Below are 24,886 nucleotides of genomic sequence, written 5' to 3' on the forward strand. Positions count from 1 at the left end.
CGATGGTGGGCAGCCGCATTGGGGGAGCGTCTCACCGGGCACCTGGACCAGAGCTTGGCCGAGCACCGGTCCTACCGCCAGTCTTAAGTAGCCGCTGGGCGGGCGTTAGCTGGAGGCCGCCAGGCGCTGTCGTTGTTCGTGAACACTGTCTTCTGCGGATTGGCGGTGCCGTCGAGATTCGTGAATAACTGCCGTCAGAGATGACGGACAAGCCAGCAAGTCCTTGCCGGCGATACGGCGCACCGAGGCACCAGGAAAAGCATTACCGATCGGGCGGCCGGTCGCTACATCCCATACGCGCACAGTTTGTTCCGTGAACGGTATTAGGCCTTTGATCCCACCCGAGGTTGTTTCGCCAGCGTCCACTATCGCGTTCGCCTATCGACGGGGTGGGCCCTGAGGCCGTTTGCTCCTGGCGAGTGGATGCGGTTCGCCGGTGATCGTCATAAGTGCTTCGATGACATCGCCGCGGAGATGGGTAAGTACAGCTGTGTCTTCGTGGTACTGCCCGACGTAGACCCGCTCGACCGTCTCGCCGAACAGCTGCCGGATGTGGGCACGCACGGTCTCGGTGATCGAGTAGGTAGTGACCTCCAATTCCCTTGCCCAAGGCAGGTTCTCCCGGACGCGGTCCCACAGCCCGTCGTAGCGCCTGCGGGTGATCGGCCGCCCGTTGCGCTTGCGCAGCACGCGATATGTGATGTTCCCACCTCCCCGACGTACGGCATGCCTTCCCAGCCGGCCATGAGACGGGGAGAAACCGGATGCCAGTGAAACCCGCCGCCCCGCGTGCGTAGCCGCACCAGGCAGTTGTCCTGGTCGAGATCGTGGAGCGCGAGATCAATGACAGCTTGCCGGCCGCAAGCTGTTTGGATGTGCAGCATGACGATCAGTTCGTCCAACTCGGGGTCATCACCGGCGGTGGACGCAACGCGATGAACTTCCAGCAGCTGCTCGATGGTCAGAACGTCACCTTTGCCAGCACGCCGGGATGGAAGCTTCGCCGCCGACGCTGGATTACTGGAGGGATCGATGAGCTTGTCACGCTCGGCGTGCTTGTAGAGGCGCCGCAACGCCGACAGCAGATTCTCCGCAGCTGCATGTCCGCCACGCGAATTGGCGCGACCATGAGAACGAATCTGATGCGCATCCATCAGTTCTTCTATCTCCCTGGTGGTCGACTCGCGCAACTCCCGGTCACCCCACTCCTCACTAATCGCACGCGATGACGACTCATAGGTCGCCAACGTGGTCGGCGCGACCCTCGTGCGCAGCTGGTCGATGTACTCACGAAATCGAGGAGAACCAGCCGGTGAGCGGCCGAAATCGCCGGCGCGGCTGTCGAGCATCGGCGGTTGCCGATGAGCCGAAGGTTGTGTCGTCGGGACTTCGTCTAAACTCACAGCGCTCCTAACACGACGCGACGAACGGCGCCTGCAGAACGGCACTGCTCATCGGCTCGGCGACGATCGGGAAACCGACAGCGCCAGCGCCGAATACGCTGGACCGATTGATCGACCGCCCCAGCTCGAACCGGAAATACTTCACGGCTCGCAGCGACCATCACCACTGTCAGGTACACATCATCCGACGCTCGCCTGGCCACGGTCAAGATCTTGAAGAAACCCACCTTGATGACTCGTGCCCAGGTCATCGAGTGGTACTTGGCCCGGTTCGGACGCGTAGTCGAATCGAGCCGACGCAGGCCCGCGCCCGACCGCGACGACGGTCCCTCCGTGCTAGCCGACGCTGGCATCGTGAAGGTGTCCGGGCCTCTCAATGACACCACCGCGCGGCATTTTTGCCCCCGCTAACGTGTCCGGACCCCTGCCAAAGACCAAAAAATACACGGTTCCGTGGCAGATTTGCCACGGAACCGTGTCATTGAGTGTCCGGAGGGGGAACTGACCCACGTCCCCAACGTGGTGTACGCCGCCGACCTGCAACTTTGTTGATGCGGCGGGTTGTTGTCGGCGCGAAACTGTCGGTCGGAAGTCTTGGGCTGACCGGCATGGCTGCGTGGGGGTCAGGGGTTCGAGTCCCCTTAGCTCCACAGAAATAGCAGGTCAGGCCCAGTCAATGACTGGGCCTGACCTGTTTTTCCGGTCCTGTCCCCCCGAAAACCCCCCGTTTTGGTTGTGTGTTTGATGGATGCGGCGTGCGGACCGCCGTGGTTCCGATCCGCCGCGATGGGCGATGCGGCCCGCAGTCGACAGTGAGAGCCTGTCCGGGGGATCTTTTTTCGCCGTCCAGTGATTGTTTTCGGTCGCGGGATGGAATTTCTTGGGCGGGTCAAGTTCGCCGCACAGGCTTGCGGCGTCGCCCGCTGGTGACCATAGGTTACGCACCCCGACAGGTCGAACGCGCGAACAGTCCCGGCGTTGGTCCGTTGGCACGGGTGGTTGTGGCCTGGCAGCGCGATGGTCCAGTTCATACTGGTCTGCGGGGGTCTGTAAATCTGTCGAACAGCGCCGTGAAGAACTCGGTGAGTAACGGTTTCGCGGTTTCGGGGTCGGTCAGCTCGGCGCCACCGAAGCGGAAAACCTCGTAGCCGCGCATCCGCAGGTTCCTGTCGATTCGGGTGTTGCGTGCATAGACCTGCGGTGAGGCGTTGCCATCTTGGTCGGTGTAGTGGGTTTTACCGTCGACTTCGAGAACGACACGGTGCCCGCCAGGGTGCAGGAGCAGGAAGTCCATTCGTTGGTTGAGCAGCGCTTGCGCGCCGCGTTGGCGCACGGTCTGGTGGTCCCAGTGCAGCCATACTTCGGGTAGCAGCGCTGGGAGGTCCCATACACGCTGCCCGTGAATCTCGTGGTAGAGCCGGTACAGCAGGCGCTGTGGTGGTGAGGATTCGGGCAAGTATTGGCCTAGTCGCTGGTAGAGCTGGTTCTTTGCAGTGTCGCTGTCCATGGTTGGGTGTCGGTCGCACCACCAGCGGTGTAGATCACGCCAGCGCAAGCCGTCCGAGCCGATCGGTCGGTCGTAGATCAGGGCATCCGCGCCGTTGTCGACGATCTCGAGGCGGTTGTCGGGCACGCTGCTGAGTCGGATATCGGGCTTGAATTTGCCGCTGAAGACCAGCGTTTTCGGCGGCGTCGCCGCGACTCCCGTTGCTGATATGCGGAAGACTGGGTAGCCGGCATGAGTGCCGTCCTCGCGCAGTGCGAGGTGGTCTCTGCGTAGGTGGTTGTTAATCGTGTCGACCAGCCTGCGTTGCTTGGGTTCGTCGAGCACTATCTTTGGGGAGACTAGGTCTTCCAGGAAGGCCGCGAACCGTGGATTCGGGGCCTCGAACGCTTCGAGTTGGGTGAACAGGTCCGACACCGACCAGTCACCCGGGTTACGGAAGACATGGCGAATCACCTTCTCGCGCAGGGTTTGTCCGTCGATGAAAAGGCCATCGAATCGGTCGAGGTCCCACCACCGGCCGATCATGTCGAGGAACCGCTGGGTGTCAAGGCCGACTATTTCCTCGATATCGAGCGCCTCAGCCAACTCGCGGCGCGTGCGTTCGACGATCGTCGGACCGGATCCGGCCCAGAGCGTGTCCTGGATAGTGATGCCGTCGCTGTGCGTCACCATCGACTCGGCCATCATCTGTTCTGCGATCCGCGGAAGCTCGCTCGCTGGAATGGCTTTCATGACGGCGGTAACCCGTTCTCGTTTGGTGCCTTCGACGTCGTACCGGGTCAGCCCCAGTCGTTCGAATCGAGCGCTCAGCTCTTTATGAGTGTCGTGCGCGAAGGGTGCGTGCAGCAGGGTCCGCAGCTTCTCGAGTTCTTGATCGTCCATCGATCGAGATTGTCTCTGATGAGGCTGACACAGGCGCAGTAATTCCCGACGGTCCACCGCCACTGGATCGAAGGTCGCAGCTGCCTCGGCCTCGACGTGCTGGCACGACTCGAAGCCTCGCTGAACCCGCCGATGGACGGAAGGGCCCCTGCAGCACCGACCACCTGTCCGTCAGCGGTAACGCGGAGGTCACCTCGATACGCCGCACATATGAACTGACCGGAGCCCGGAAACCTTGCTGACATGCAGAAACCGCTGTCGCAGGTCGGTGCCTTCGGCAGGACACACAAAACATGGGCAACCGGAAAACGGCTGGTCATCGTGGATCAGTATCCAATCTGAAGGGATTGCGACAGCCCAGGCGGCTTGGTCTGTCCGTCCCATCCTTCGCAGCGTTCGGGCAGGCCAGACCGTGGTCGGCAGAGGGCCATCTTCAGCCCCCGTGACTTGAGGTAGCCTGCTGCAGGGGCTGTGTCGGGGCGGCTCATCGATATTGGTGCGAGTTCGCATTGCGAGGGGGCGTCGTGCATCTGCGGAAGGTCCGCGTGGAGGGTTTCCGGGCGGCCGCGACGTCGCCCGTGTTCGTAGAGTTCCCTGGTCGGTTCAGTCTGTTGGTGGGGTCGAACGGGGTCGGGAAGACCACGATCAACGACGCGATCTATTGGGCGCACGTCGAGCGGTTCCCGCAGCTTCAGCAGCCGGACGCGTCGATGCTTGGCCCAGCGCCTCGGAGAATCGATGTCGAGTATGCGATGGAGACCGACCCGGCTCAAGAGGGCGCGCTGGGTGAGGCGCGGCAGGCGATGGGGTTAGGTGCGCCAATGTGGCGGCGGACGCTGGAGCGGTCGTTGGGCCGGGTGCGGGCGGTTGGTATCGACTCCACTGTCGACGGTCACGAGCAGGTTCGGCTTGTGTACCTGCCCGCGTTGAGGAACCCGGTCGACCAGCTGTCGCGACGTGAGACCAGGGTGTTGCTGGAGCTGATGCGCGCCGAGCAGAAGCGCAACCCTGCTGGCGGGTCGCTCGCTCAGGTCCGTGCGCAGGCGGAGCGCCTGTTGAAGCAACTGACGACCCAGCAGTTGCTCATGGATGTGCAGGGGCGCATCGCGGAGAGCTTGAAGGACGTGACGACCGGCGTCCAGGAGCATTTTGCGTTCCTCGGTACTCAGCGTGCCGACGATTCGTATCTGGCTCGGGTTCTTGAATTGCTGCTGGCGACGACGGCGAGTGCGGACGGAGCTCGCCGTCTGGAGGCGGCGAGTCTGGGGTACGTGAATCTGCTTCATATCGCGGTCACGCTCGCCGGCATTCCGGATCCGTCGAAGGTGCTGGTCGGTCCGCCGTCGCCTGCTCCTGGCGCCCCGACCCGCGGACGAAATGTCAAAGCTGACGAGGAACAGTCAGCGCAGCAAGGCGCGCAGGAGCGGGAGCTGACCGAGGAGGAGGCAGCCGCTGCGGCACGGAAGCGCATCGCGGAGACCGATGAGTTGGCCGAGGAACAGCAGGACTCGTTTTGGCCGGATTTGTTCCACGCAACCGTCCTTATCGAGGAGCCTGAGGCGCACCTGCATCCACAGCTACAGCATGGGCTCATCAGATATCTGCGGGCGAGCACGGTAGAGCGTCCGGACCTTCAGGTCATCGTCTCGACGCATGCTGGCGAAATGGTTTCGGCATGCAAACCAAACGATCTGGTCATCGTGCGCCGTGACGCAGGCGGCGAGGTCGTCTCGCGGATGATTGCAAACATCCCCTGGGATCCCGCGATGGGTCGCAAGGTTCGCCGGATGACGGAGCTGCATCTGGACGCGAGCCGGTCGGGCGCGCTGTTCGCTGAGCGTGTGGTGCTGGTCGAGGGCGTCACGGAGGCAGCATTGTTGCGGTCGTTCGGGCGGGCGTGGGCTGCGGGCGACAACGGTAAGCGCGCGTTCATCGACGCGCTGGCGGTTGTGTACGTCGGCCACAGAGTCGGCGAGTGGCCGGTTCGCCTGTTGGCGGAGCCTGGGCACGAGTTGACCCGGCAGGTCGCTCTGCTGTGTGACACCGACGAGCGTGGTGACCCGCTGCCCGGTCCGAAGCCGCCGCCGTGGCACGCTCCGTTCGCAGGCTCTGCTCATGTGCGCGTGTTCTGGTCTGCGCCGACGCTCGAGCCGACGCTCGTTACGGGCAACGAGGCCCTTATCGAGGAAGCACTGAAGTTGTGCAACAAGGACCTCGGGGAGGCGCCGACGGCCAAAAACGTCGATGACTTCTTCCGCGTGGAGAACAACAAGCGTGCCAAAGGGGAATTCGCGTTCGAGCTGGCAGGCCAGGTCGAGGACAATCTGGACACGGCGGTCGTACCGGCGCAATTGGTCGAGCTGTTTGACTGGCTCTGGAACGACCACGCCCCAACCGCGACCGTATCCGCTACGGCGGTAGGCGGCACTGGCCCTGTTTCGGATGCGGTCGCACCTGGCGGCGGCGGGCAGCCCGAGTTCGCCGCCGTGGGTGCCGAGCGGGTCGACAACGACCTGCTGTTCTGATGGGTATACGGCTTGAGAACCCACAGGTACTCGCGGCTGCCGCGGACGATCCGCTCGTCAACATCTTGTCTGCACCGGGGTCGGGCAAGACGACCGTGGCCGCGGAGCGGTTCGGCTATCTGCACCACAAGGACCCGGGCGGCCGGCGCGGAGTAATTGGGCTGAGCTTCAACAGGACGGCGGTCGGGGAACTCCGAAGCCGGATTGCTGCCCGATGGGGACGCCCGGCGCTCGTCTTCCCGAACCTGGTGACCACCTTCGACGACTTCCACGTCCGGACGATGAAGCACCTGCTCCGCCTAGGGCTCCTGAAGTGGCCGAACGGTCATCACGAGGTGGACGTCATAGACGACTACTCCAGCAAATCCGGATACCAGTGGATCGCTGTCAAGGGCTGGCTTCGGATCGCGAGTTGCAAACTCGACGGGACTGTTTGGAGCGACAGCGTCCGCGCGAAAAGGTCGACCTACGGATTCGGACGGGCGGGGGATCATCGGACAGTCCTGGAGGCCGGCTGCATCAGTCACGACGACGTGAGACACATTCTGAATACAGTGCTGGGCTTGAACGGGGCCCAGGACGCTATCGATGACTGGATGGTAAAGAACTACCGCCACATTATTGTCGACGAGATCTACGACGCTGACGAGCTTGACCTCCACGTAGCCTCCCGAGCAGCCACGCTGGGCATCGGGGTAACCGTCGTTGGCGACCCATGGCAGGCACTGTACGACTGGCGCGGCGCCACCCCCGCGAAGGTCAAAAGCAATCTCCAGGACAAACACGAGTTCACGAATTTCCACCAGCCGAAGTCGTTCCGCTTCAAGTCCGAGCAGATGCGCGAGCTCACCGACCGACTCCGGCATGGCAAGCCAGTTGACCTACTGCCGATTGCCAGCGACGCGGTCGACATCGCACTTGCACGCCGCTGGGCTGAGTTGTGGAAAGTCGGCGACAACATCTTGCCGCTGGCATTCCGATCAGGATTCACCAGTGAAATCGACGCGGTCCTTTGCCTTCTGCTCGATATCGCGACCGGATCAGGGATCGGGTTGCCCGCATTCGGTAGGCAGAACGCCGTGATCCGCCTAGGCATGACCGACGAAGTCTTAGAGGATTTCCGCGATGTGATTCTCCGCCCGGCTTTGGAGGAGCTTGTCGGAGACGTCCCGGCAGACGCGGTCCTCGAAAGACTCCGGCTCCGGATGGAGGGGGCCGGACGGAGGCGGCCTCGCAGGGCAGCCGATGAGAGCGTCCGACACGGCGAACTCGATCTTCTCCGTGCGCGGCTGAAGCGCCGCGACCTTATCCCCGGACTGACAGTCCACCAGGCGAAGGGGCGCGAGTGGGACCGTGTCGGGGTTGCGCTGAACTCCGAGCAGGAGCGCATGCTCAATGAGGGTCTGCGTGAACTTGAGCCAGAACACTGTGTGCTCTACGTGGCTTTGACCAGAGCGAAATACACCTGCGGATCGTTGCGGAGTCCGCACGAGCTCGACCTGACCGGGGCGACTAGCTAGCCGGGCGTGCCGTTCTGGACAGCCGAGGCCGGTGCGTCCTCCCATGTGTGGAGTCAGACGCCGCGGGGATGGTTCATCGCCTTCCGGTGAACGACCGCATCGGATATTCCGGGCGAATGCCAGTGTGTGAGAGGGATGTTGACACGCGACATAAGGCTCCGACGGGTACGGCTGCACACCTGGGTGATGGCACTCACCGAACTTCAGTCTGCGCTATCAGGGTGAGCGCCGTCGCCCCGGGCAAAGCGGGCGCCCGAACCCGGAGGCATCTCGCGCAAGCGGAACGTGGAAACCCCGTCGGGGTCCAGCCGCCTCGGGCGGCGGGTCGGCCGACCGTGAGGCACGCTCAATTCTCCAACGCCCGAACAGGATGACACAGCAAGCAAGCATGAGCCACAATCCCCACAGGAAATGGGAGCAGTGGGTCGGTCATCAGGAAGGCGGTGGACCGCCAGTTCATTACCCAGCGTGGCAATTTGGGCCAGCTCCAAGTCCGCGTGTGGTGAAGGCTGCCATTGTCGGCACGCAGGCATCGATCGATGGGTCTCGAGCGTGGTTGGACAGTGCAGCCTCAGTATCGGGGCCATGCCCAACACTCACCTGACGCATCTGTATATCCCGTTCCCGGGATTCGACACCACGCTCGGATTCCGCTCGACCGTCAACTTCACGCCACGCCTGACCCGTGTCATCCCCAAAACGCCGACTCGACGGACTCGAAGGGCTGCATCCGAAACGGGCCGTGGCGCACGCGGTCGAGATCTACGACGCCGAACTACAGATGCTGCCGGTCGACGTGCCCGATGTTCTTTATGTCGCGAAGTTTGCGAGGTGCTTCCGGACTAGGGACCCTTCGCCCCGGTCCATTCGCACCACCAGTGGCCGGCGGCCTGGAGGATGCCGAGCGCGAGCTGCGGGTATCGCAGCGGTGCCGATCATCTCATATCAACGGCTGACCAGCCACGCCGAGCTGACGTCATGACTCACTCTCACGCCAACCAAACGAACTGCCCGGCTCCACGTGTCAGCGGAGTTTGCGCAACTTGTCGGTACCCGCTGGAATCATTCAAAGACTCCCGGTCGGGACGAATGTCTTGGCCTACCAATGTCATTCATGGAGAACGTTATGCAACGTAACCAATACCCGGGACTCTGCTCCGAATGCCGGGGCGGTGTGGCGCCCGGCGCCGGTGCCCTTTACGGTGCCGGTGCGAGCAACACGATCGTCTGCGACTCCTGCCTGTTCGACTACTACGGCGAGAGCAAGGGGTACCTGGCTCCGCTGGTGGGGCAGCGGAGTCGATTCGCAGACCTCGCCGCACGGGCTGAGCAGGGTCGGCGCGGCTCTGACCCGGATCAACCTCGATAGCAATCGCACCGGGAATACGGCCATCGTCAGTCGGCACGTCTAGCGGTACCCCTCCAAGATCCACTTCGGCTCGAAGTCGACCCGACGAAGGAGTGGTGTGCGGAATGGTCTGCGTGATTGCCTGCTGATGGTCGGCATAACCGCCCACGGGCGGTGCTGTGGTTGCCGGTCCCGGGAATGCTTCCGCCTTTGCTGGTGGTGGATGAGCATCGGGTGCCCGGTGGAGCCGGTGGTGCGGTATCTGCGGGATCTGGCGTTGAGCGATGTGAGTCCGGCACGAGCCGCCCGCCGCGAACTAGATCCGGCTGACCTGGCGGTCGCGCTGTTGGTGGTCGCAGAAGGCGTTCTCGAACTCCGTTGGAGATATCCGCAATTACCGACACATCACCACGTTTCCTACCCGCGAGTCGCCCTCTCCGCCGTGCGGCCGGCGGTGAACGCGAGAGTGTAACCCGAAAGAATTCCGAATGCGCTCGCGCGCAGTACGATTGGTGCCTGACGGGGCATTGTGGAAGCGAGTTGCCAACGCGGCCAGGTGTGGTGAAGGGGTCGGATGGATCAGGCGTGGGATGTCGGTCGGCAGGTCATCGTGGACGCGATCGAACTGAGCTACCGCATCGAGGCAACAAGCGGCCCCTATGAATGTGTCGGCTGTGGCTGCCCAGTCACTCCGGCGGCGCTGACATCCGAGCACGTCACACCATATTTCCGGGCAGGAAGACAGCAGCCGCATCTACCTGACTGTCAGATCGCAGGGGACCTGGTTCTGGTAGGAAGTTCCGGTCCGCTCGAACCCGCGCCCACCGAACGTCTGGGCGGTGGGGTGAGCGTGCCCTACCAGCTGGTCCGCGCCGAACGCCGCGAACAAGTCGACCTCCACGCGCCTGAAGATCCCGAGCGACAATCCAGCCAGAGCCGAACAAGCTCGACCACCACCAGCGAAGGCAAACGCGGCTTACGGGAGGCCACCGCCTCCACCATCCGCCCCTTCTGCCGCACGTTCATCCGCTACCCGAACAGCCGCGCAGTCCTGCGTATCAACCTCCCCGGCATGGACGTCCAGCACTACCAGTACGCATTCAAACGGCTCGGTCTCTACGCCATCACCGACTATCCCCACCAGCGGATCTTCTACGCCGAGGTGGCGTGGAGTAGTCCGCCGGAATTCACAACCAACACCGCGGTGATATCGCTGTACGCCGGAGACCGAGAACTGGACAATCGGGCGCGAGTAACCCGCCCGTACCGTGTGTCCATCGACTGGTCGGCATGGGGGACGAAACTGCGTGCGGCACTGCGCCGCGAGATCACCGCAGCGCGACGCGAAGCCCGCGAGTCCACCGGGTCCGAAGCCCGCAGCTGGTTGTTTTTCCTCGCACAACAGGATCCCTTCGAGCCCGAACGATTCTGGGTTGACCACCACGCCGACTACGCATTCATCACTGCCCGCCTCACCTATCCGAACACCAACACCCGCCCTGGAAAGCAGCGGCGAGCTTGAACGATCCTGCGAGCGATGGACCCCACAATCGATCGCGCCGACGTCACTAAGGGATCGCGTGAGCCTGCCGCAGACCGTCGCCCAAGGTAATCCACCACCAGAAACAGCACGAAGAACTACACACGCGCTCTCGAAACTCACACCAATTTTGCCACCGAATGTTTATGAGACGGCACGGGGGTCGATGACCGAGCGGCGGTCGCCGCTGGTCAGAGTGGAGGTCCGGGTGACGAGATCGCCGATGCCTCGGCCGAGCGGCTACGCCACCGATTCGCCGATGCTGTATTCCTTCGCGGACAGCGGGATTCGGAAGTTCCTAGCTGTGCGCCCTTTGAAGAGCTTTGTTACACCGTCGTAGTCGACAAGGTCTTCGCCCGGATGGTGGCTGGTGTCGCATGACGTTGCTGGAACGGCGGAGGTGGTAACTGGATGTGCCAACTCTGATCCCAATGGGCTTGTCGGTCGGTAGGCTGCATCCGTTGGTGCTTCGCGCACGTGGGGGTATGGATGGGGAAAATGCTTCTCCGGCTGAGTGTTTCAGCTGCGCGAGGTTTGGATCGCGACTGCAATCGGTCTCGGTCGGTCTCGTTGAGACCAGGTTCGGTCACATCTCGGACTACGGCGGGGCGTGGGCGTTTCGATCGGTTCGTTCTCCGCGCGGTGATGGATGCGCTGGACATGATCGAGTTCGGGAATGCGGACATCGAGCAGGCCGTCACCAGTCTGACGAAGCGCCGGACAGTGTTGCATCCTGCGGCCCAACGGTATGCCGAACACGCTGTTCGTTCGTATGCGGAGCACCCTTCATCGATGTCAGAGCGGATGAGTCCGGCTCGATGGTGGTGGGTGGCGCAGCGGGACAGCCCGAATGCGTTGTGGGAGATGTGGGCTTGGGGGCGCCGATACGAATCGGTTGCCACCGGTGGTCGGGAACTGCGTCTATTGCGCATGGGGTCGGTTGCCGGGCGCTCCGATGACGATGATCTTGCGGCGACGGCGATGGCGGCGTACGTCGTAGCGTTCGGCGCGGCTGGGAAGTGGCCGCGCCCGTGGTCTGAGCCTTTCGAACTTGGACTTTGTGACGGGGTAGAGCATGTACGTGTGGTGGAGGTGGGGTTGTTCGATGGATCGGTTCGGATCCTGTTCGACGGGACACCGGAACAGGCGCAACGCCTCTACGTTCAGCATGGCCGGGATGTTGTGGCCGAACTGGCTCGCCGCGACGATCCGCAGCCGGGGTGGGCCTGCGGCAAGTGCAAGGTGATGGACCGATGCGATGCACTCGCGCGGATTCCAGGCTTGTTGGGAGTCGACGCGCGGTCCACACCGATTCGGACGACCTCGATCAGCGACTTGCGGTACTACCGCACCTGTCCGGCTCAGAGCTACATGTATAGCGTTCACTTGCCCCGAATCTCCGAGTACAGCACGGAGGCCGCACTCGGTCAGGGCGTACACCGGTGGCTTGAAGACATCCATGCTTCCGATCACCCAGCGTGCACACCGGAGCGGATGCCTTCAGGCCGTGAGCCGTGGACTGCGGGCGAGTGGGAGATTGCCGGCGAGGAAGCCGCTATCGGTGCGTCGATGCTGAGCAACCACATCGATGTGTGTCCATTCTCGGTGGATGCACCTATCACAGAGATCCGCACTGAACCCACGCTAAGTTTCTTCGATCCCGCGGCACAGGCTGTGGTGATCGCCAAACCCGACCTGTTGTACCGCGAGAACGGCGGATGGGTGTGGCACGAGACCAAGACCACCCAGCGGACGCCGCGGGGTGTGGGTGATGAGCTGCTGGACAAGTACCCACAGCTCGCGTTGGCGGTGGTTGTCCTGGGCGCTGGTGCGCTCGGTGGCCGGGATGACACTTCGCGGGTGGAGCTTGAACTGCTACATCCTGGTGGCGCCGAGTTGCATCTGATTGATCCGACGGACCCGGCCAGGGTTGCCTACGCGCGTCAGGTTCTGCGAGAACTGGCCACTCCATGGCGCCTCGATGACGCTTTCGAGCCGCGCCCGGGCAAGGCTTGTCAGTGGTGTCCTGTATCTAAGTGGTGTCCGAGTTCTGCTGCCCCTCAAAGCGAATGAAGCGGAGGCTGTACCGCGATGACGCACACCGTTGGGAATATGGCGCCAGTGATTGACAGTGAGTCCGTCGTGCGGCTTGTCGCCACCGCGATGGTGCAGCTGTCGCAGCAGCGCGGTCCGAGCAAGACAATCTATCCGGACGCGGTTCAAAAGGCGCTCAACCAGGTTGTTCTTCTCGCGCTTGAACGCGGAGCCCCACCACCACACAGTGTTGCCGATCTCGTTCGCTGGGCACAGCGACCACTCGGTGAGTGGCCATTGGACCTGCCGACCGACCTTGCCGCCGAGGATACGGTCTTGGTCGACCCGGACACTATGGTTCCGACGCAACGGTGTTTGGAGTGGCTCGTCGATGCTGGGGACACCCTCGCCGAGCTGGTCGAGAACAAGGTGATGCTCGGGGTGCTGGCGAAAACTCGCTCGGCCCACGCCCCGGACTCGTACAGCGAATTCCGCAAGCTGCTGATCACGCAGCCAGTGCTCAGCCGGTCTGAGTTCCTGTCGGTCTCCACGAGCAACATCGAGCTGGAGTTGTTGGACGAACAGATCAAGTATTCATACCGACCTGCACCATCGTCGTTGCGCCGCGACGGAACCTACCGTCTGTGCGGACGGTGTAAGGGGCTGCTCGTCCCGGTGGGCAAAGATGGTTTCCGATGTGAACTCGATCGGTGCCGTCGCGAGGGCGTTGCTCTGGGAGACACGATCGACCCAGGTCGTCATCAACTCGTGTACCAGCTGTTGAGGCCGCTTCGCGTGTTCGTCACTGGTCCTGGTTTGGCCGAAACCGACCTGCAGACGGACCTGGAATCGCTCGGCTTGGCTGTTGAGATGTGGCCCGAGTTCGACGCCTATGACCTGCGCATCACGTTCGCCAACGGGAGTGTGTGGGCCATCGATGTGAAGGACTACGCCAATCCGGCGTTGTTAGCCCGTCGAGCCAGTCCACTGCCGAAACGTCCGCCCTATCATCGCGCCTTCCTGGTGATTCCGCAGTACAGGTTCGATGAACGTCGCGACTACCGAACCGTTTTCCACCACCATGTGGACCCCGAGGTTGGCGAACATCTCGAACTGGCGACTGACACCGAGATCGTGACTGCGGCCAAGAAGCAACTCCGTGCCAGCGCGGTCCGTCGGTCTGAGCGGAAGGATCGATAATGCGGGCACGAAGCGGATGGCACGAGAAACTCGCCGCACAGTTGAGGTCTGTCTGGCCCACCATGCCTGCAGGATTCCGGCCTGGCGACCTTCTCGATGTCGAACTCGGCCTCTACGTGCAACATTGCCTCAACCCACACCGAAACGCCAGCGATGCCTGGACGTTGCTGACCGGCTACCCGTTCGGCGAGGTCTTCGGTGACGTCACCACTGAGGAGCATCGACGACGAATCGGACGGGCCCGGCACTACCTGTGGGATTTGCGGCGACGCCACGAATGGCGCCAACACCTCACCCACTACCTGACCGTGCCGGTCGACCTTCGAGGCTTCGACTTTCCCGACGTCGATAGTCCACCGGTCCCGCTCGTTGTCAGCCACGCCGCCAAACGGTTCGAGATGTTCGAGGAACTGCTCGATTCGGCGCCGCCGTTCGCAACACACAACGTCACCGCCGCAGAGCCAGGCGACTACGACTTCATGGTCCGTGACAGCTGGCAGTCCGTCGCATTCCCCAAGGAGCTGATCCGCGGCTGCCCAACAACACCCACACACCAGCTGGATCGGTCGGCGGTCGGCGGGGACGGACCCATTGAAGTCACGTGGGAGCAGCTTCGGCAAGCCGCTCAGGAGATGGATGCCGCCGAACCACGTGAGCAGGACCGAAACTGGCTGTCCCGACTCGATCGCGTACGGTTGCTCACCCGCAACACCGAACTTGGGAAGTTCGCTCGCTCAGAGACTTTGCGGATTGACCGGCTACTCAACCTTGTTGGGATGGTCGGGGCAGGAAAGTCGACACTGCGGGACATCCTCGCCTTCTGGGTCACCAAGAAGCGGGGCCGCCGGGTCACCATCGTGGTTGGCGATGTTGCCGAAGTGTTGGCAGTCACACAACGTTTCACCGGGCTCGGGGTCACAGCGGCACCCGTACTGGGTCACTCGACCCGTGATCGCAATATCGAGCGGTTGCATCGTCGACTCGCAAGTGGTGGTGCGGACAGCATGCTCGCGCACGATCATCCCGGATTCGCCTATCTCAGCAGTGCGTGCCCCACTGATGCGTTGCGCGGTGTGCAAGCGCGTAAGGCGCTGCGGATCGGCGAAGCGCCCTGTTACAACCTGTATGCCAGTGACTCCGACACGGACCTTGAGGAGTCTGAATCCGAATCGCGTCGACCCCGCAAGGGTCGGCACTCGTGCCCCCTGTGGTCCAGTTGTCCGCGACATCATGCGCCACGCGCGTTGGTCGACGCACAGCTCTGGGTGGCTACCCCGGCCGGATTGGTACACAGCGCGGTGCCAGCACCACAGAACCGCGAGCAGATCCGATACCTCGAACTCGCCTGCCGCACCAGCGGACTGATCGTCATCGACGAAGCCGACCGAGTGCAGATGCAGTTGGACAGCATCTTCGCCCCTGCGACCACATTGGCCGGGCGTTCGCCCAATTCCTGGCTGGACGAAGTCGCCAGTCACAAGATCAGCGAGCTCGCCCGCGACGGTCGTCTGCAACTGTCACGACACGACGTCGATGACTGGACCAACGCGGTGAACACCGTGAATTCGGCGGTGGACAGGTTCTATGGTTTGGTCATCAACCACCCCGAACTGTTGGGCTGGATCGGCGAAGACTATTTCAGTGCGCTGACCTTGCACCGCCAGCTCATCGCTGACTGGTTCCCGGAACAACGCGGCACCGATGGGAGCGGTGAACCGCTCCCGGCCGAGGTCGCCGAACGTGTCGAACGACTGAACGCGGTGCTGGACCTGTTCCGCGACGACCCGGTGCGCGAGCGAGACGATATCGAAGGCAACACTGATGTTGTTGCGCAGGTCAACGCGCTTGTCCGGATGACTCTCGGACTGCTGCACGCACACCGAGAATCCTCGACCCGGCAACGGGTCAGGAACGTACTGCTCGATTTCGTCGGCACCGACGTCATCGCCGAGGACGAACTCGACCAGTACACGCTGCGATTCGAGTTCACCCTGATCCTGGCGGCGTTGCACAACCGACTCGACTTCATGACAGTTGTGTGGCCCCGGGTCGAGGCAGCCCTGAACTTGGAGACCACGTCGAACGTTCTCTCACGCCGTCCCCCCAAGGACTACGAACCGATCATCCCCGAATCGCCGATGGGCAACATCCTGGGCTTTCAGTTCCGTCCGGGCGACCGCGACAGCGATGGACACCGAAGCGGGGAACTGCGATTCTTCCGGTGCAGCGGAGTCGGTCGTGAACTGCTGTTGTCCCTTCACGATCTCCCGTTGGTCGATTCTCGCCCGGGGACGAACGTCCTGCTCATGTCTGGCACCAGCTGGGCCGGGACATCGAGCCGTTTCCACATCCACGCTGAGGTCGGCGCGATCTTGCAACCGCATGACGACGAGGTCAGCGCGGTTCGCCGAACCAGCTTCCGACCCGGATACCTCTATTGGCCTGGAGCAGAGGACGCACAGGAACCGATCAGGCTCTCTGGTGCACAAGCCGAGCGCCGCAGAACAGCGTTGCATCAGATGCTTACCCAGCTGGCCACCCCGGACCGCAGCCTCATCGACGCGGTTAGTCCACTACAGACCGAGCTGGACGAGATCCGGTACGAGGATGTTGATCGGGCACGGGTGTTGCTCTTGGTGGGGAGCTACGACGACGCGAAGTTCGCTGCGGAGACGCTGAACGACATCCCGGAATGGACGGGCAGGATCACCCAGCTCATCGCCGACGATGCCGATTTCGACGATTCCTGGTCGGCGGTGGCCGGGACGGGGAACACACACCGTCTACGCAGGGGAGATGTTGCGAAGTTCACCGGTGAGGTGCTGGTCGCGCCCCTGCTCGCCGTGGAACGCGGGCACAACATTGTGTTGGCTGGCGGGAAGGCAGCGATCGGCACGGTGTACTTCCTGGCACGCCCGCACCCGCGTCCCGACGACATCAGTATGGCTATCCAGGCGATTAACGACTGGGCGGTCCGCGAAGTCCGTGGTAACGCCTTCGCGCGAAAAGCGTTGAGCTTGGGCACACTCGACCGAGCGGGCGTCCGATTCCGGGCACGGGCGACCGCAGAATGGCACCGGTTGCTAACTCGCCGGATCGCATGGTCCAGCTTGGACGACGACGACAAGGCCCACTTCACCTGGGATCAGCTGGTCGTCATGTGGCAGGTCATCGGCAGGCTCGTACGTGGGGGTGTGCCGGCTCGGGTCGTGTTCGTCGATGCGGCGTTCGCGCCCCGAGAGGCGGCCTTTCGCGGCACAGATACCGCGGCAACCAGCTTGCTCGCCAGCATGCGCGAAGTCCTCGCCCCGTACTTCGACGAACAGTCCGACACCGACCCGATGGATCGCTCACTCGTGCAGGCGCTGTACGAACCGCTTTTCCTGGCTCTGTGCTCGCTCGACGCCGCACTCGTCTGAAACTCCGAAGGAACTCTGATGGCCCCACGCTATGACCACCTCAAGACCGCTGCCTTCGTCCCCCGACTCGATATCGACGTTCTGCCTCAGCTTTTCCACACGCTCACTTTCCCCGACGCTTGGGAAGAACCGATTCTGGACCTTTACCGGTCCAGCAAACCGGAGGGGCGGCGCGAGAAGGTGCGGCGAGTTCCGATCCGGTCGCTCAACGCGGTGCTGCGGACAGTGGCGCCCGATGTGATAGCCGTCGGCAAGGACGCTGAGTTCGAGCAAGCTCGGCCCTGGTTGTACTCGCGGGAACCGGTGCAGTCCTTGCCATTTCGTCGGATCCTGCAAGCCTGGCTTCGTGCGATGAATCCGACCGACGAGGGATTCGCGCAGTTCAAGCACGCCATGAACACTGTCAAGATCGACAAGCTGGACTGGAAGCAACACGAGATCAATCTGCTCGAACATGCCGTGTCAGAAGGGGGCACCTGCGTGCCCAACCCACACCTGTACACCCTGCTTCCCGCGATGGTTGCCGAACGCATTCAGGCCCTTGCCCCATACGAGTACGCGGGCAAGACCGTCCGATTCAAACAGGTAACCACCAGCGGGTATGGTGGCGCCGAACTTATGTCCTGGCCTCCGCACGAATATTCAGGCTCCGGCAAGAAGTCCGGTGAAGCATCGTCGGCATGGCGCTACTCGGGGATTATCCGCATCTTTTTGCGAACAGTTCCCTTCTCTCCAACTCCTCGTATTCACGTGAGTTTCGGAATCCGTCGCTGGGTCACCAAACCTCAGCCGTTCACTCGGGGGCGGGGAATCAGCGCGTACCTGCTTGCGACCGACCCCCTGATGGATGATGCGCCCCAACCGGGCAGATTCGCCATCGCCACGGTTGAGCGGATCCCCAAAACCGATTCGATGCGGTGGCGGTACGGCGGCCCAGAGGGGTTGCTCACCAGCCTGTCGGCCATCGAGAACCTGCCGGACCCTACAGTTTTCGTGAAAGAACCGGGGAGCTGGATCGAGGGTCGAGATGGTGTGAATGCCGCGCTCGTGCATCAAGCCATGATGGGCACCCACGGCATCGGAACCGGTCTAATGCCTGCGGAACAGCACCGTCTTCTTGCTTGGGTGAGTGAGGCGCTGGCACCCGAATTCATCCACGCCGAACCATTGAACCGCAGCAAGATCTCACGTCAGCAGTCGCGGCAGTTGACGAAGAACGTGTCGGTGCCGACCGATGAGGCTGCCGCGGAACAGGCACATCAAGTCCGTCTACGAAACCTTGAGATCAACAAGGCCAATGCGCAAATCCGGCGGGAATCGGTCGCCGACGCTACTGGCGGCATGCTGTCGGTACTGGTGTTTCACCAGAACGACAGCCGCGTCCGTTCCGCGATCAAAGCCGTGATCGAATCCAGCCTCGGACTGGAAGAATTCTTGACCGAGGAGACACCGTCGAAGTGGATATGGGACGCGCCGCGCCTCACCGTCGACGTGCAGTTCGAGCCGCTGGGCGATCTCGGTGGTCCCTTGGAGTTGGATGGTAAGGCGCCCTCCAGGGGGAAGAAGCATCAGCAGGCAACTGACGAGCGCCGACGAGCCACCGCGCGCCGGATCCACGATATAATCGGAAACTCGACGATCGTACCGAAACTAGGACTCGTTGTTCTGCGTGGAAAAGATGACTTCCCTCATCGCACCACGGATCCCAAATTCTCCATCAGGATGGGATTCGCCGAGCATGGAATCGTGACGCAATTCCTGCGCCCTGTTGCTAACGACGACGATCTCAAAGACCTCGACCATCGAGTTCGCGGCGCGTGGGATGACAGCCTTCGCCAGGTAGGCGCGCGTTTCATTCCGGGATCGAACTCGACTGTCGACATTCCAGATGACCTCAACCAAGTCGCGCTGTGGCTGGTGAAGCGACAAGTGGACGACACCAACAACCTGCCCCAGTTCACGCCGATCGCGGTGCTGGTTCGCCCGGGACAAGCCTCGATCATGGCCTGCAGCCCACTGCAACGCGGATGGGTACCCTACCCAGAACTGCTCACCAGCCTTGCTGGACAGATCCGGAGCGCAGAGTTCAAAAGTGTTGATGCGCAACGCCAACTCACAGCACGGTTCGTCCAGCAGGTCCTGACAGGGCTGCGGGGTAAACCAACCCTGCTGTTGACCCATGCCCAAAACACGCGCGGCCGATGGCCTTGGCTGCAGAATCCCGGGCTGGTCGATGGACGGGTGAGTCTGGGCGACGGACCGCTACAGCGGCTCTCCTTGCAGGGACCGCACTTGCGGATCGTTCGTGTCGCCACTCATGATCGCGACGAAACCCCGCCATGCTGGGGTCTCAGCGAAGCCGGCACCGTCGGTATCAGCAAGGGGTTGTGGGTTCCGGCCGATCAGGACGCCAACACACGTGTCTTCTACAGCACCAGCGAAAAGTCGAGCACCCAAACCTCGGTCCGGATCGAAGACACCAAGCTCACCCCTCACCTCGGGTCCTCGGCTGTCACCGACCCGCGGCCCAACAAGAACGCTTGGAATCCGAACCTGCTCGAGCTCGCGATGATCGGGTTTGCATACCGTGACGAAGCTGAACGATGGGCGTTCTACCTCCATCAACAGCGATCGGCCGAGGACTACCGCGACGAGCTGAAGCTGCCGCTGGCCTTGCACATTGCCCAGTTGGCAAACGCCTACGCGCTGCCATATGACGATGAAGACGGCGATGAGGATGAGGGCGATGCCCCGCGTGGCGGCGCGGACGACGAACTCGATGAGGGGCAGCTGGCGTTCGATTTTGATGGGAACTGAGGCTGGTTGCCCGAAGACCAGGTCAACAGGATCGGATGATCAAACGCCAGTTGTTCCCGAGCAAACCTCGACCTGCTCCGCAAACGAATCCTGCGGAGCAACTGAGCAATCCGGCACCAGGATCATCAAATCTGCGACATGTCAATGACATTCACCACGATCGCGTCGACGAAGATCGCCACATAGATCTCGTCGAAGGGGACGGTACAACCATTCCTGCATCTCCGCGATCACCTTGGCGGTGATGCGGGAGACGGTCTCCTTCGAGAACGACGCACCATAGATCTCGGCGAAATGCGTCGAGATCTCCCTGGTGGTTAGGCCTTTCGCGTACAAGGACGGCACGATCTTATCGACCCCGCTCAGTCGGCGCTGACGCTTTTCTTGCGCGGCTGCGGCCATACCGAGGTCAGGCCTCGCTGTCACCGCTGGCCTGACCATTCGCTGGAACTCCGGTCCCGTCGAGGGGCGCGTCAATTACATCAAATGATCAAGAGGCAGACGTTCGGCAGGGCCGGCCTTCCACGGCTACGCAAACGCGTGCTTCTCACGGCCGCACAACGATGACGTCAAAGACCTGCAGCGCAACAACCTTCGTAACGGAAAGTGGGTCAGATCCCAGAAAATGGCGGACAAAATCAATGATTGGGACGACGGCGAGTAAAGGCTGCTGAGCTGAACAACGGAGTATGCGCGGATTGCAGGAAGTTCCGGGCTCTGTGAGTGCGGCAATCCGCGCGGGAACGCCACCAATCGCGACCTGCCTGACGAGGTCGTTCTAGCCGGTCGGGCGTATATGTGGGAAGCGGATGATGTGTCTCGTCGCACTCGCTGGCCCGCGTGCAGGTGGCGGATGGCTGGAGCGCAGCCGCGCGCGGCCTCACGATGGTGGGATGAGCGATATCGCGGGCACCGCGGACCGAATCACGTGGGGCGAGCTGCCGCAGCCGGTACGCACCGAGATCGAACGACACCTCGGTGCGCGGGTTCGTTCGGCCGCCTCCCAGTTGGGTGGGTTCAGCCACGGTATGGCCGCGCGGCTGCTATTGGAGGACGGCCGTAGGGTGTTCGCCAAAGCGATCAACTGTGAGGACGACCTGTCGGGCATGTACAAGACCGAGGCGCGGACCGCAGCACGGTTACCGCGCTCGGTACCGACTCCTTCAGTCCAGTTCACGGTCGATATTGCGGGATGGTTCGCCGTGGTGTTCGACGACCTCGAAGGACGCCACCCCCGACTCGGTCAGCCGACCGAACTGCGCGCGGTCCTTGCCACGGTCGAGCAGCTGGCCGCCGCGCTGACACCCAGCCCTCTGCCCGATCCGCCCACGATCGCCGATGACTACGGACCACGCCTGAACTGCTGGCAGCGATTTGCCGAGCTTGGCCCTCCTCGTGACCTCGACAGCTGGTCGCTGAGCAACCTCGACCGGTTGGCCGAGTTGGAATCGACCTGGTCTGAACCCGCCGCCGGTGACACCTTGTTACACACTGACTTACGGCCGGACAATATGCTGCTGCATCCCGACGGGGCTGTGTGGGTGATCGACTGGGCGTGGCCATGCCGCGGCGCGGCATGGATCGAACTCGTCTCACTGGCACCATCAGTCGCGGCCAGCGGCGTCGACCCGGACCCAATCCTTGCCGCGCATTCGTCGACTCGTAATGTGGATCCGGCGGCGATAAACGCCTTCGTCTGTGCGCTGGTCGGCTACTGGGAGAACAACAGCCGATTACCCGCCCCACCAGGATCACCGAATCTTCGCCGCCACCAATCACATTCGGCGCAGGTGTCACGAGCATGGCTGAGGCGACGACTGACATGGCCGTAGAAGCGGCGCGACCTGATGCTGGCCAATCACGCGTATCGTTCTGCTGGGTCTCGGTCGGTACGACCAATACCACTTCCGGCGCCCAATGTTAGCCAGGAAAAACGGCTTTGGGCACTATCATGCTGCGACGCGGGTACGGTGGATCGGCGCCACGGCTGGCGCATCTTGGCAGCTGCGGTGAAGTTGCTGGGGCGGCGGCAGCGTCCTGTGGCGGCCCGGGGAGGAGATGGCGTGGACCGTGCGGATGAGCCTTCGTGGTTACGGCACGATGATGACCATGCCTCGGTCGACCGGGTGGGTGTGGTTGTGCGTGAGTACCGTTTGGCGAGTGGCCAGAATCAAGCTGCGATCGCGAGCGCCATGGGCGTCAGTCAGCAGTTCCTCAGCCAGGTGGAGAACAGCACGCGCAAAGTGACACTCGAGCAGCGGCAGAGTCTTGCGCGTGTGCTGGGGATTCCGCCGGAAGAGCTTGGCCTCGCGGGTCGTCCGCGACGACCCGTCGCATCGGACAACGTGACCGCAGCGATCGCAGCGAGTAGAGGTCGCTGGCGGGCGCAGCGCAACTGGCTGAATCGACACCGCACCGACCTCGCTCAACTGGCCGTGCAGTGGTATGCGCCCGAGTACAGGGTGCCGAGAACGTCTCTCATCGCGGGCGACGGTTGGTTGCCGGATGAACCTGTGGACTTGGACTCGGTCCAGCTGCGCCTGAACGAGGGGCCGCAGTCGATGCAGGTGACCGGCAAGGAATCCACGACGTTGCCGGTCCGTCCCTTACGAACGCCGGATACACCGTTCGAGAGCTACACCTCTGTGGTGAAGCATCTGGATCCTCCACAATTGTTCGAGTCGCGGCCCAGCTACCGGTATCTCGGCGGCTCGGTTTCCTCGGGCGTCATGGATTTCGGGTTGGCGGCCTATTTCGACAAGCTCGATGTGTCCGAGGCGTTGGCTCACGAGATGGCGGCCTCATGTATGGACCGAGCGCCGGTCCGGGTTTCCGACCTGGCTGGCCGCCTGCCATTCCGCGAGTTGATCGGTGATGACCCGTTCGACCCTGCCCGGCGCGCAATCATTCCCGCTATTACGACTCTGACCGTGCGGTTGCGGCGTTATCCGTCCCCGCCGTCGTTCCTGCTGCACTGGCGGGATCCGGAACGCGTCGCCACGGCCGCTGGCGTATACGACGTGATTCCTGCGGGTGAGTTCCAGCCATCGAGCGTTGCCCTGTGGGACCGACGCAATGACTTCTCTTTGTGGCGCAATATGGTCCGGGAGTATTCAGAGGAGCTGCTCGGGCGGCCCGAGCACGATGGCACCCGCACGGAGCCGATCGACTATGAGCAGTGGACGCTCTTTCAGAAGCTGTGCGTGGCACGGCAAGAGGGCAAGGTGACCGCTCACATCCTGGGGTTCGGGTTGGACGCCCTCACTCTCGCGGCGACGATCCTGACGGTGGTCGTGATCGACGACGAGGTGTTCGACGAGGTGTTCGGTTCCACGGTTCGGTTCAACGAGGAAGGCGAGATTGTCGCGATCGGTGATGGTCGCGCCGCGGACGGCGTGCCTTTCACCGAAGTGGCCGTGAACAGGCTTCTGACAAAGGAACCGATTGCCGCGCCTGGTGCGGCGTGTTTGGCGTTGGCGTGGCAGCATCGGGGAAGCTTGATCAGCTAGAGCCGACCTCGGGAGCAAGTAATGGGCGCGGACACGCACAAGTTGACGGCGAGCGAACGCACCTGGCTGGAGGTGCGCACGTACATGCGCGAACACCGGTCTTGGCTCGATACCGTTGCGGTAGAGAGCTACCCGAACATCGGCAGGGTCGCTGAGACGCCTCTGCTGACTCGACAGGAGTGGATCCCTCCGGTGCCGCTACGGCTGGAGGAGATCGATCTCGAACTGGTCTCAACCCGACTCGATGAAGCTGGCGCGCGGCTCGACGGAAGCAGCTGCTTACCAACCCGTGACAGTGGCGAACCGTACACAACCTACGCCGAAGCCGTCGCCGAGATCGCCGCCCCGACGGTGTTCGAGAATCGACCGACCTACCGTCTTCTCGGCGCCGACCTGACCACCAGCCCGCCGATACTGCGGTTCGGCCTCGGTACCTATTTCGACAGCATCAACGTTGGCGAAGCAGCCGCCCACGAGTTCGCGCTGGCTCAGCGCGGCCACGCGGTCGCCGCCAGTGTTCGGGAGGCGATCAGCGATCCGTGCGATCCGGCCCAGCGACCGATCAACCTCGCTATCAGCACGCTGACGATCCGACGCGAACCGGAGACCGGTGCGAAGTCGTTTCTGCTGCATTGGCGCGATCCGCGCAAAGTCGGGCACGCCGGTGGCATGTATCAGGTTGTTCCCGTCGGGATCTTCCAGCCCTCCGGATACGCCAATTGGAACATCGGCAACGACTTCTCCCTGTGGCACAACATGGTTCGTGAGCTCGCCGAAGAACTCCGTGGCGATACCGAAGACCACGGCAGCGAAAACGCGCCCATCGACTATGCCGCCTGGCCATTCGCGTCGCGCCTGGATCAGGCCCGACGCGAGGGCACACTCGCGGTCTACTGCCTCGGTCTCGGTGTCGATCCGCTGACGTACGCCACTGATCTGCTCACTGCCGTCGTCATCGACGCACCTGTCTTCGACTCGTTGTTCGGTGCTGCGGTGACCAATAACGCCGAGGGGCGGCTGCTCGAGCTCCAACCGTTCAGTGCAGAACGAGTTCAAGAGATCCTCGACCATCACCCGGTTCAGGCCGCGGGTAACGCCGTGTTGCGCCTGGCGACCGCAGCGGTATTCGATTGATCCCTACAACTGGCTGTTGTACTACAGCCAGTTGTTAGCTCCTGCACC

At 62.6% G+C, this 24,886-nt stretch carries 13 protein-coding genes and 1 pseudogene; 11 read left to right on the forward strand and 3 right to left on the reverse strand.

The features are described from left to right. Positions 1–378: 378 nt before the first annotated feature. Complete coding sequence (locus ACFU4Z_RS35555; RefSeq protein WP_379072560.1) at positions 379–690, reverse strand: hypothetical protein; 312 nt, start codon at positions 688–690, stop codon at positions 379–381. A gap of 137 nt (positions 691–827) precedes the next feature. Here ACFU4Z_RS35555 and ACFU4Z_RS35560 point away from each other — a divergent pair, with 137 nt between their 5' ends. Then, the gene (locus ACFU4Z_RS35560; RefSeq protein ID WP_379072562.1) at positions 828–1,229 is read left to right on the forward strand and encodes a hypothetical protein; all 402 of its coding nucleotides are present in this window, start codon (positions 828–830) and stop codon (positions 1,227–1,229) included. Between the two features lie 1,201 nt (positions 1,230–2,430). On the opposite strand, the gene ACFU4Z_RS35565 is transcribed toward ACFU4Z_RS35560, so the two are convergent. Then, the gene (locus tag ACFU4Z_RS35565) at positions 2,431–3,792 is read right to left on the reverse strand and encodes a hypothetical protein (RefSeq protein ID WP_379072564.1); all 1,362 of its coding nucleotides are present in this window, start codon (positions 3,790–3,792) and stop codon (positions 2,431–2,433) included. 524 nt (positions 3,793–4,316) lie between these two features. Between ACFU4Z_RS35565 and ACFU4Z_RS35570 the strand changes: the two genes are divergently transcribed. The 7 genes from ACFU4Z_RS35570 (at position 4,317) to ACFU4Z_RS35600 (ending at position 20,195) form a co-directional block, all read left to right on the forward strand. Beyond that, complete coding sequence (locus ACFU4Z_RS35570; RefSeq protein ID WP_379072566.1) at positions 4,317–6,317, forward strand: ATP-dependent endonuclease; 2,001 nt, start codon at positions 4,317–4,319, stop codon at positions 6,315–6,317. After that, positions 6,317–7,837 carry a UvrD-helicase domain-containing protein gene (locus tag ACFU4Z_RS35575; protein ID WP_379072568.1) on the forward strand — a complete coding sequence of 507 codons (1,521 nt, stop codon included), beginning with the start codon at positions 6,317–6,319 and terminating at the stop codon, positions 7,835–7,837. The genes ACFU4Z_RS35570 and ACFU4Z_RS35575 overlap by 1 nt, the downstream gene beginning before the upstream one ends. 1,922 nt (positions 7,838–9,759) lie before the next feature. Beyond that, complete coding sequence (locus ACFU4Z_RS35580; RefSeq protein WP_379072571.1) at positions 9,760–10,707, forward strand: hypothetical protein; 948 nt, start codon at positions 9,760–9,762, stop codon at positions 10,705–10,707. Between the two features lie 663 nt (positions 10,708–11,370). Further along, positions 11,371–12,798, forward strand: coding sequence for a PD-(D/E)XK nuclease family protein (locus tag ACFU4Z_RS35585; protein WP_379072624.1), 1,428 nt, complete (start codon positions 11,371–11,373; stop codon positions 12,796–12,798). A gap of 39 nt (positions 12,799–12,837) precedes the next feature. Further along, a complete protein-coding gene (locus tag ACFU4Z_RS35590; RefSeq protein ID WP_379072573.1) occupies positions 12,838–13,959 on the forward strand; it encodes a hypothetical protein in 1,122 nt (373 codons plus the stop codon). Next, positions 13,959–17,378, forward strand: coding sequence for a hypothetical protein (locus tag ACFU4Z_RS35595; RefSeq protein WP_379072575.1), 3,420 nt, complete (start codon positions 13,959–13,961; stop codon positions 17,376–17,378). The genes ACFU4Z_RS35590 and ACFU4Z_RS35595 overlap by 1 nt, the downstream gene beginning before the upstream one ends. 18 nt (positions 17,379–17,396) lie before the next feature. After that, positions 17,397–20,195, forward strand: a complete 2,799-nt coding sequence (locus ACFU4Z_RS35600) for a pPIWI_RE module domain-containing protein (protein WP_379072577.1) — start codon at positions 17,397–17,399, stop codon at positions 20,193–20,195. Positions 20,196–20,335: 140 nt separating this feature from the next. Here the strand turns inward: ACFU4Z_RS35600 and ACFU4Z_RS35605 are convergent. Further along, positions 20,336–20,579, reverse strand: a pseudogene (locus ACFU4Z_RS35605) (transposase); the annotation flags it as partial. A gap of 509 nt (positions 20,580–21,088) precedes the next feature. Here ACFU4Z_RS35605 and ACFU4Z_RS35610 point away from each other — a divergent pair. From ACFU4Z_RS35610 to ACFU4Z_RS35620, 3 genes are read left to right on the forward strand one after another with little or no spacing between them, the layout of a single operon-like run. Further along, the gene (locus ACFU4Z_RS35610) at positions 21,089–22,027 is read left to right on the forward strand and encodes a phosphotransferase (protein WP_379072579.1); all 939 of its coding nucleotides are present in this window, start codon (positions 21,089–21,091) and stop codon (positions 22,025–22,027) included. 15 nt (positions 22,028–22,042) lie between these two features. Beyond that, positions 22,043–23,704 (forward strand): helix-turn-helix domain-containing protein, encoded by a 1,662-nt coding sequence (locus tag ACFU4Z_RS35615; protein WP_379072581.1) that lies wholly within the window; start codon positions 22,043–22,045, stop codon positions 23,702–23,704. 21 nt (positions 23,705–23,725) lie between these two features. Then, on the forward strand, positions 23,726–24,838 hold the full coding sequence (locus ACFU4Z_RS35620; RefSeq protein ID WP_379072583.1) for a hypothetical protein: 1,113 nt from the start codon (positions 23,726–23,728) through the stop codon (positions 24,836–24,838). Positions 24,839–24,886 lie beyond the last annotated feature (48 nt).

The organism is Nocardia sp. NPDC057440 (assembly GCF_042802915.1).
Classification (GTDB): Bacteria; Actinomycetota; Actinomycetes; order Mycobacteriales; family Mycobacteriaceae; genus Nocardia.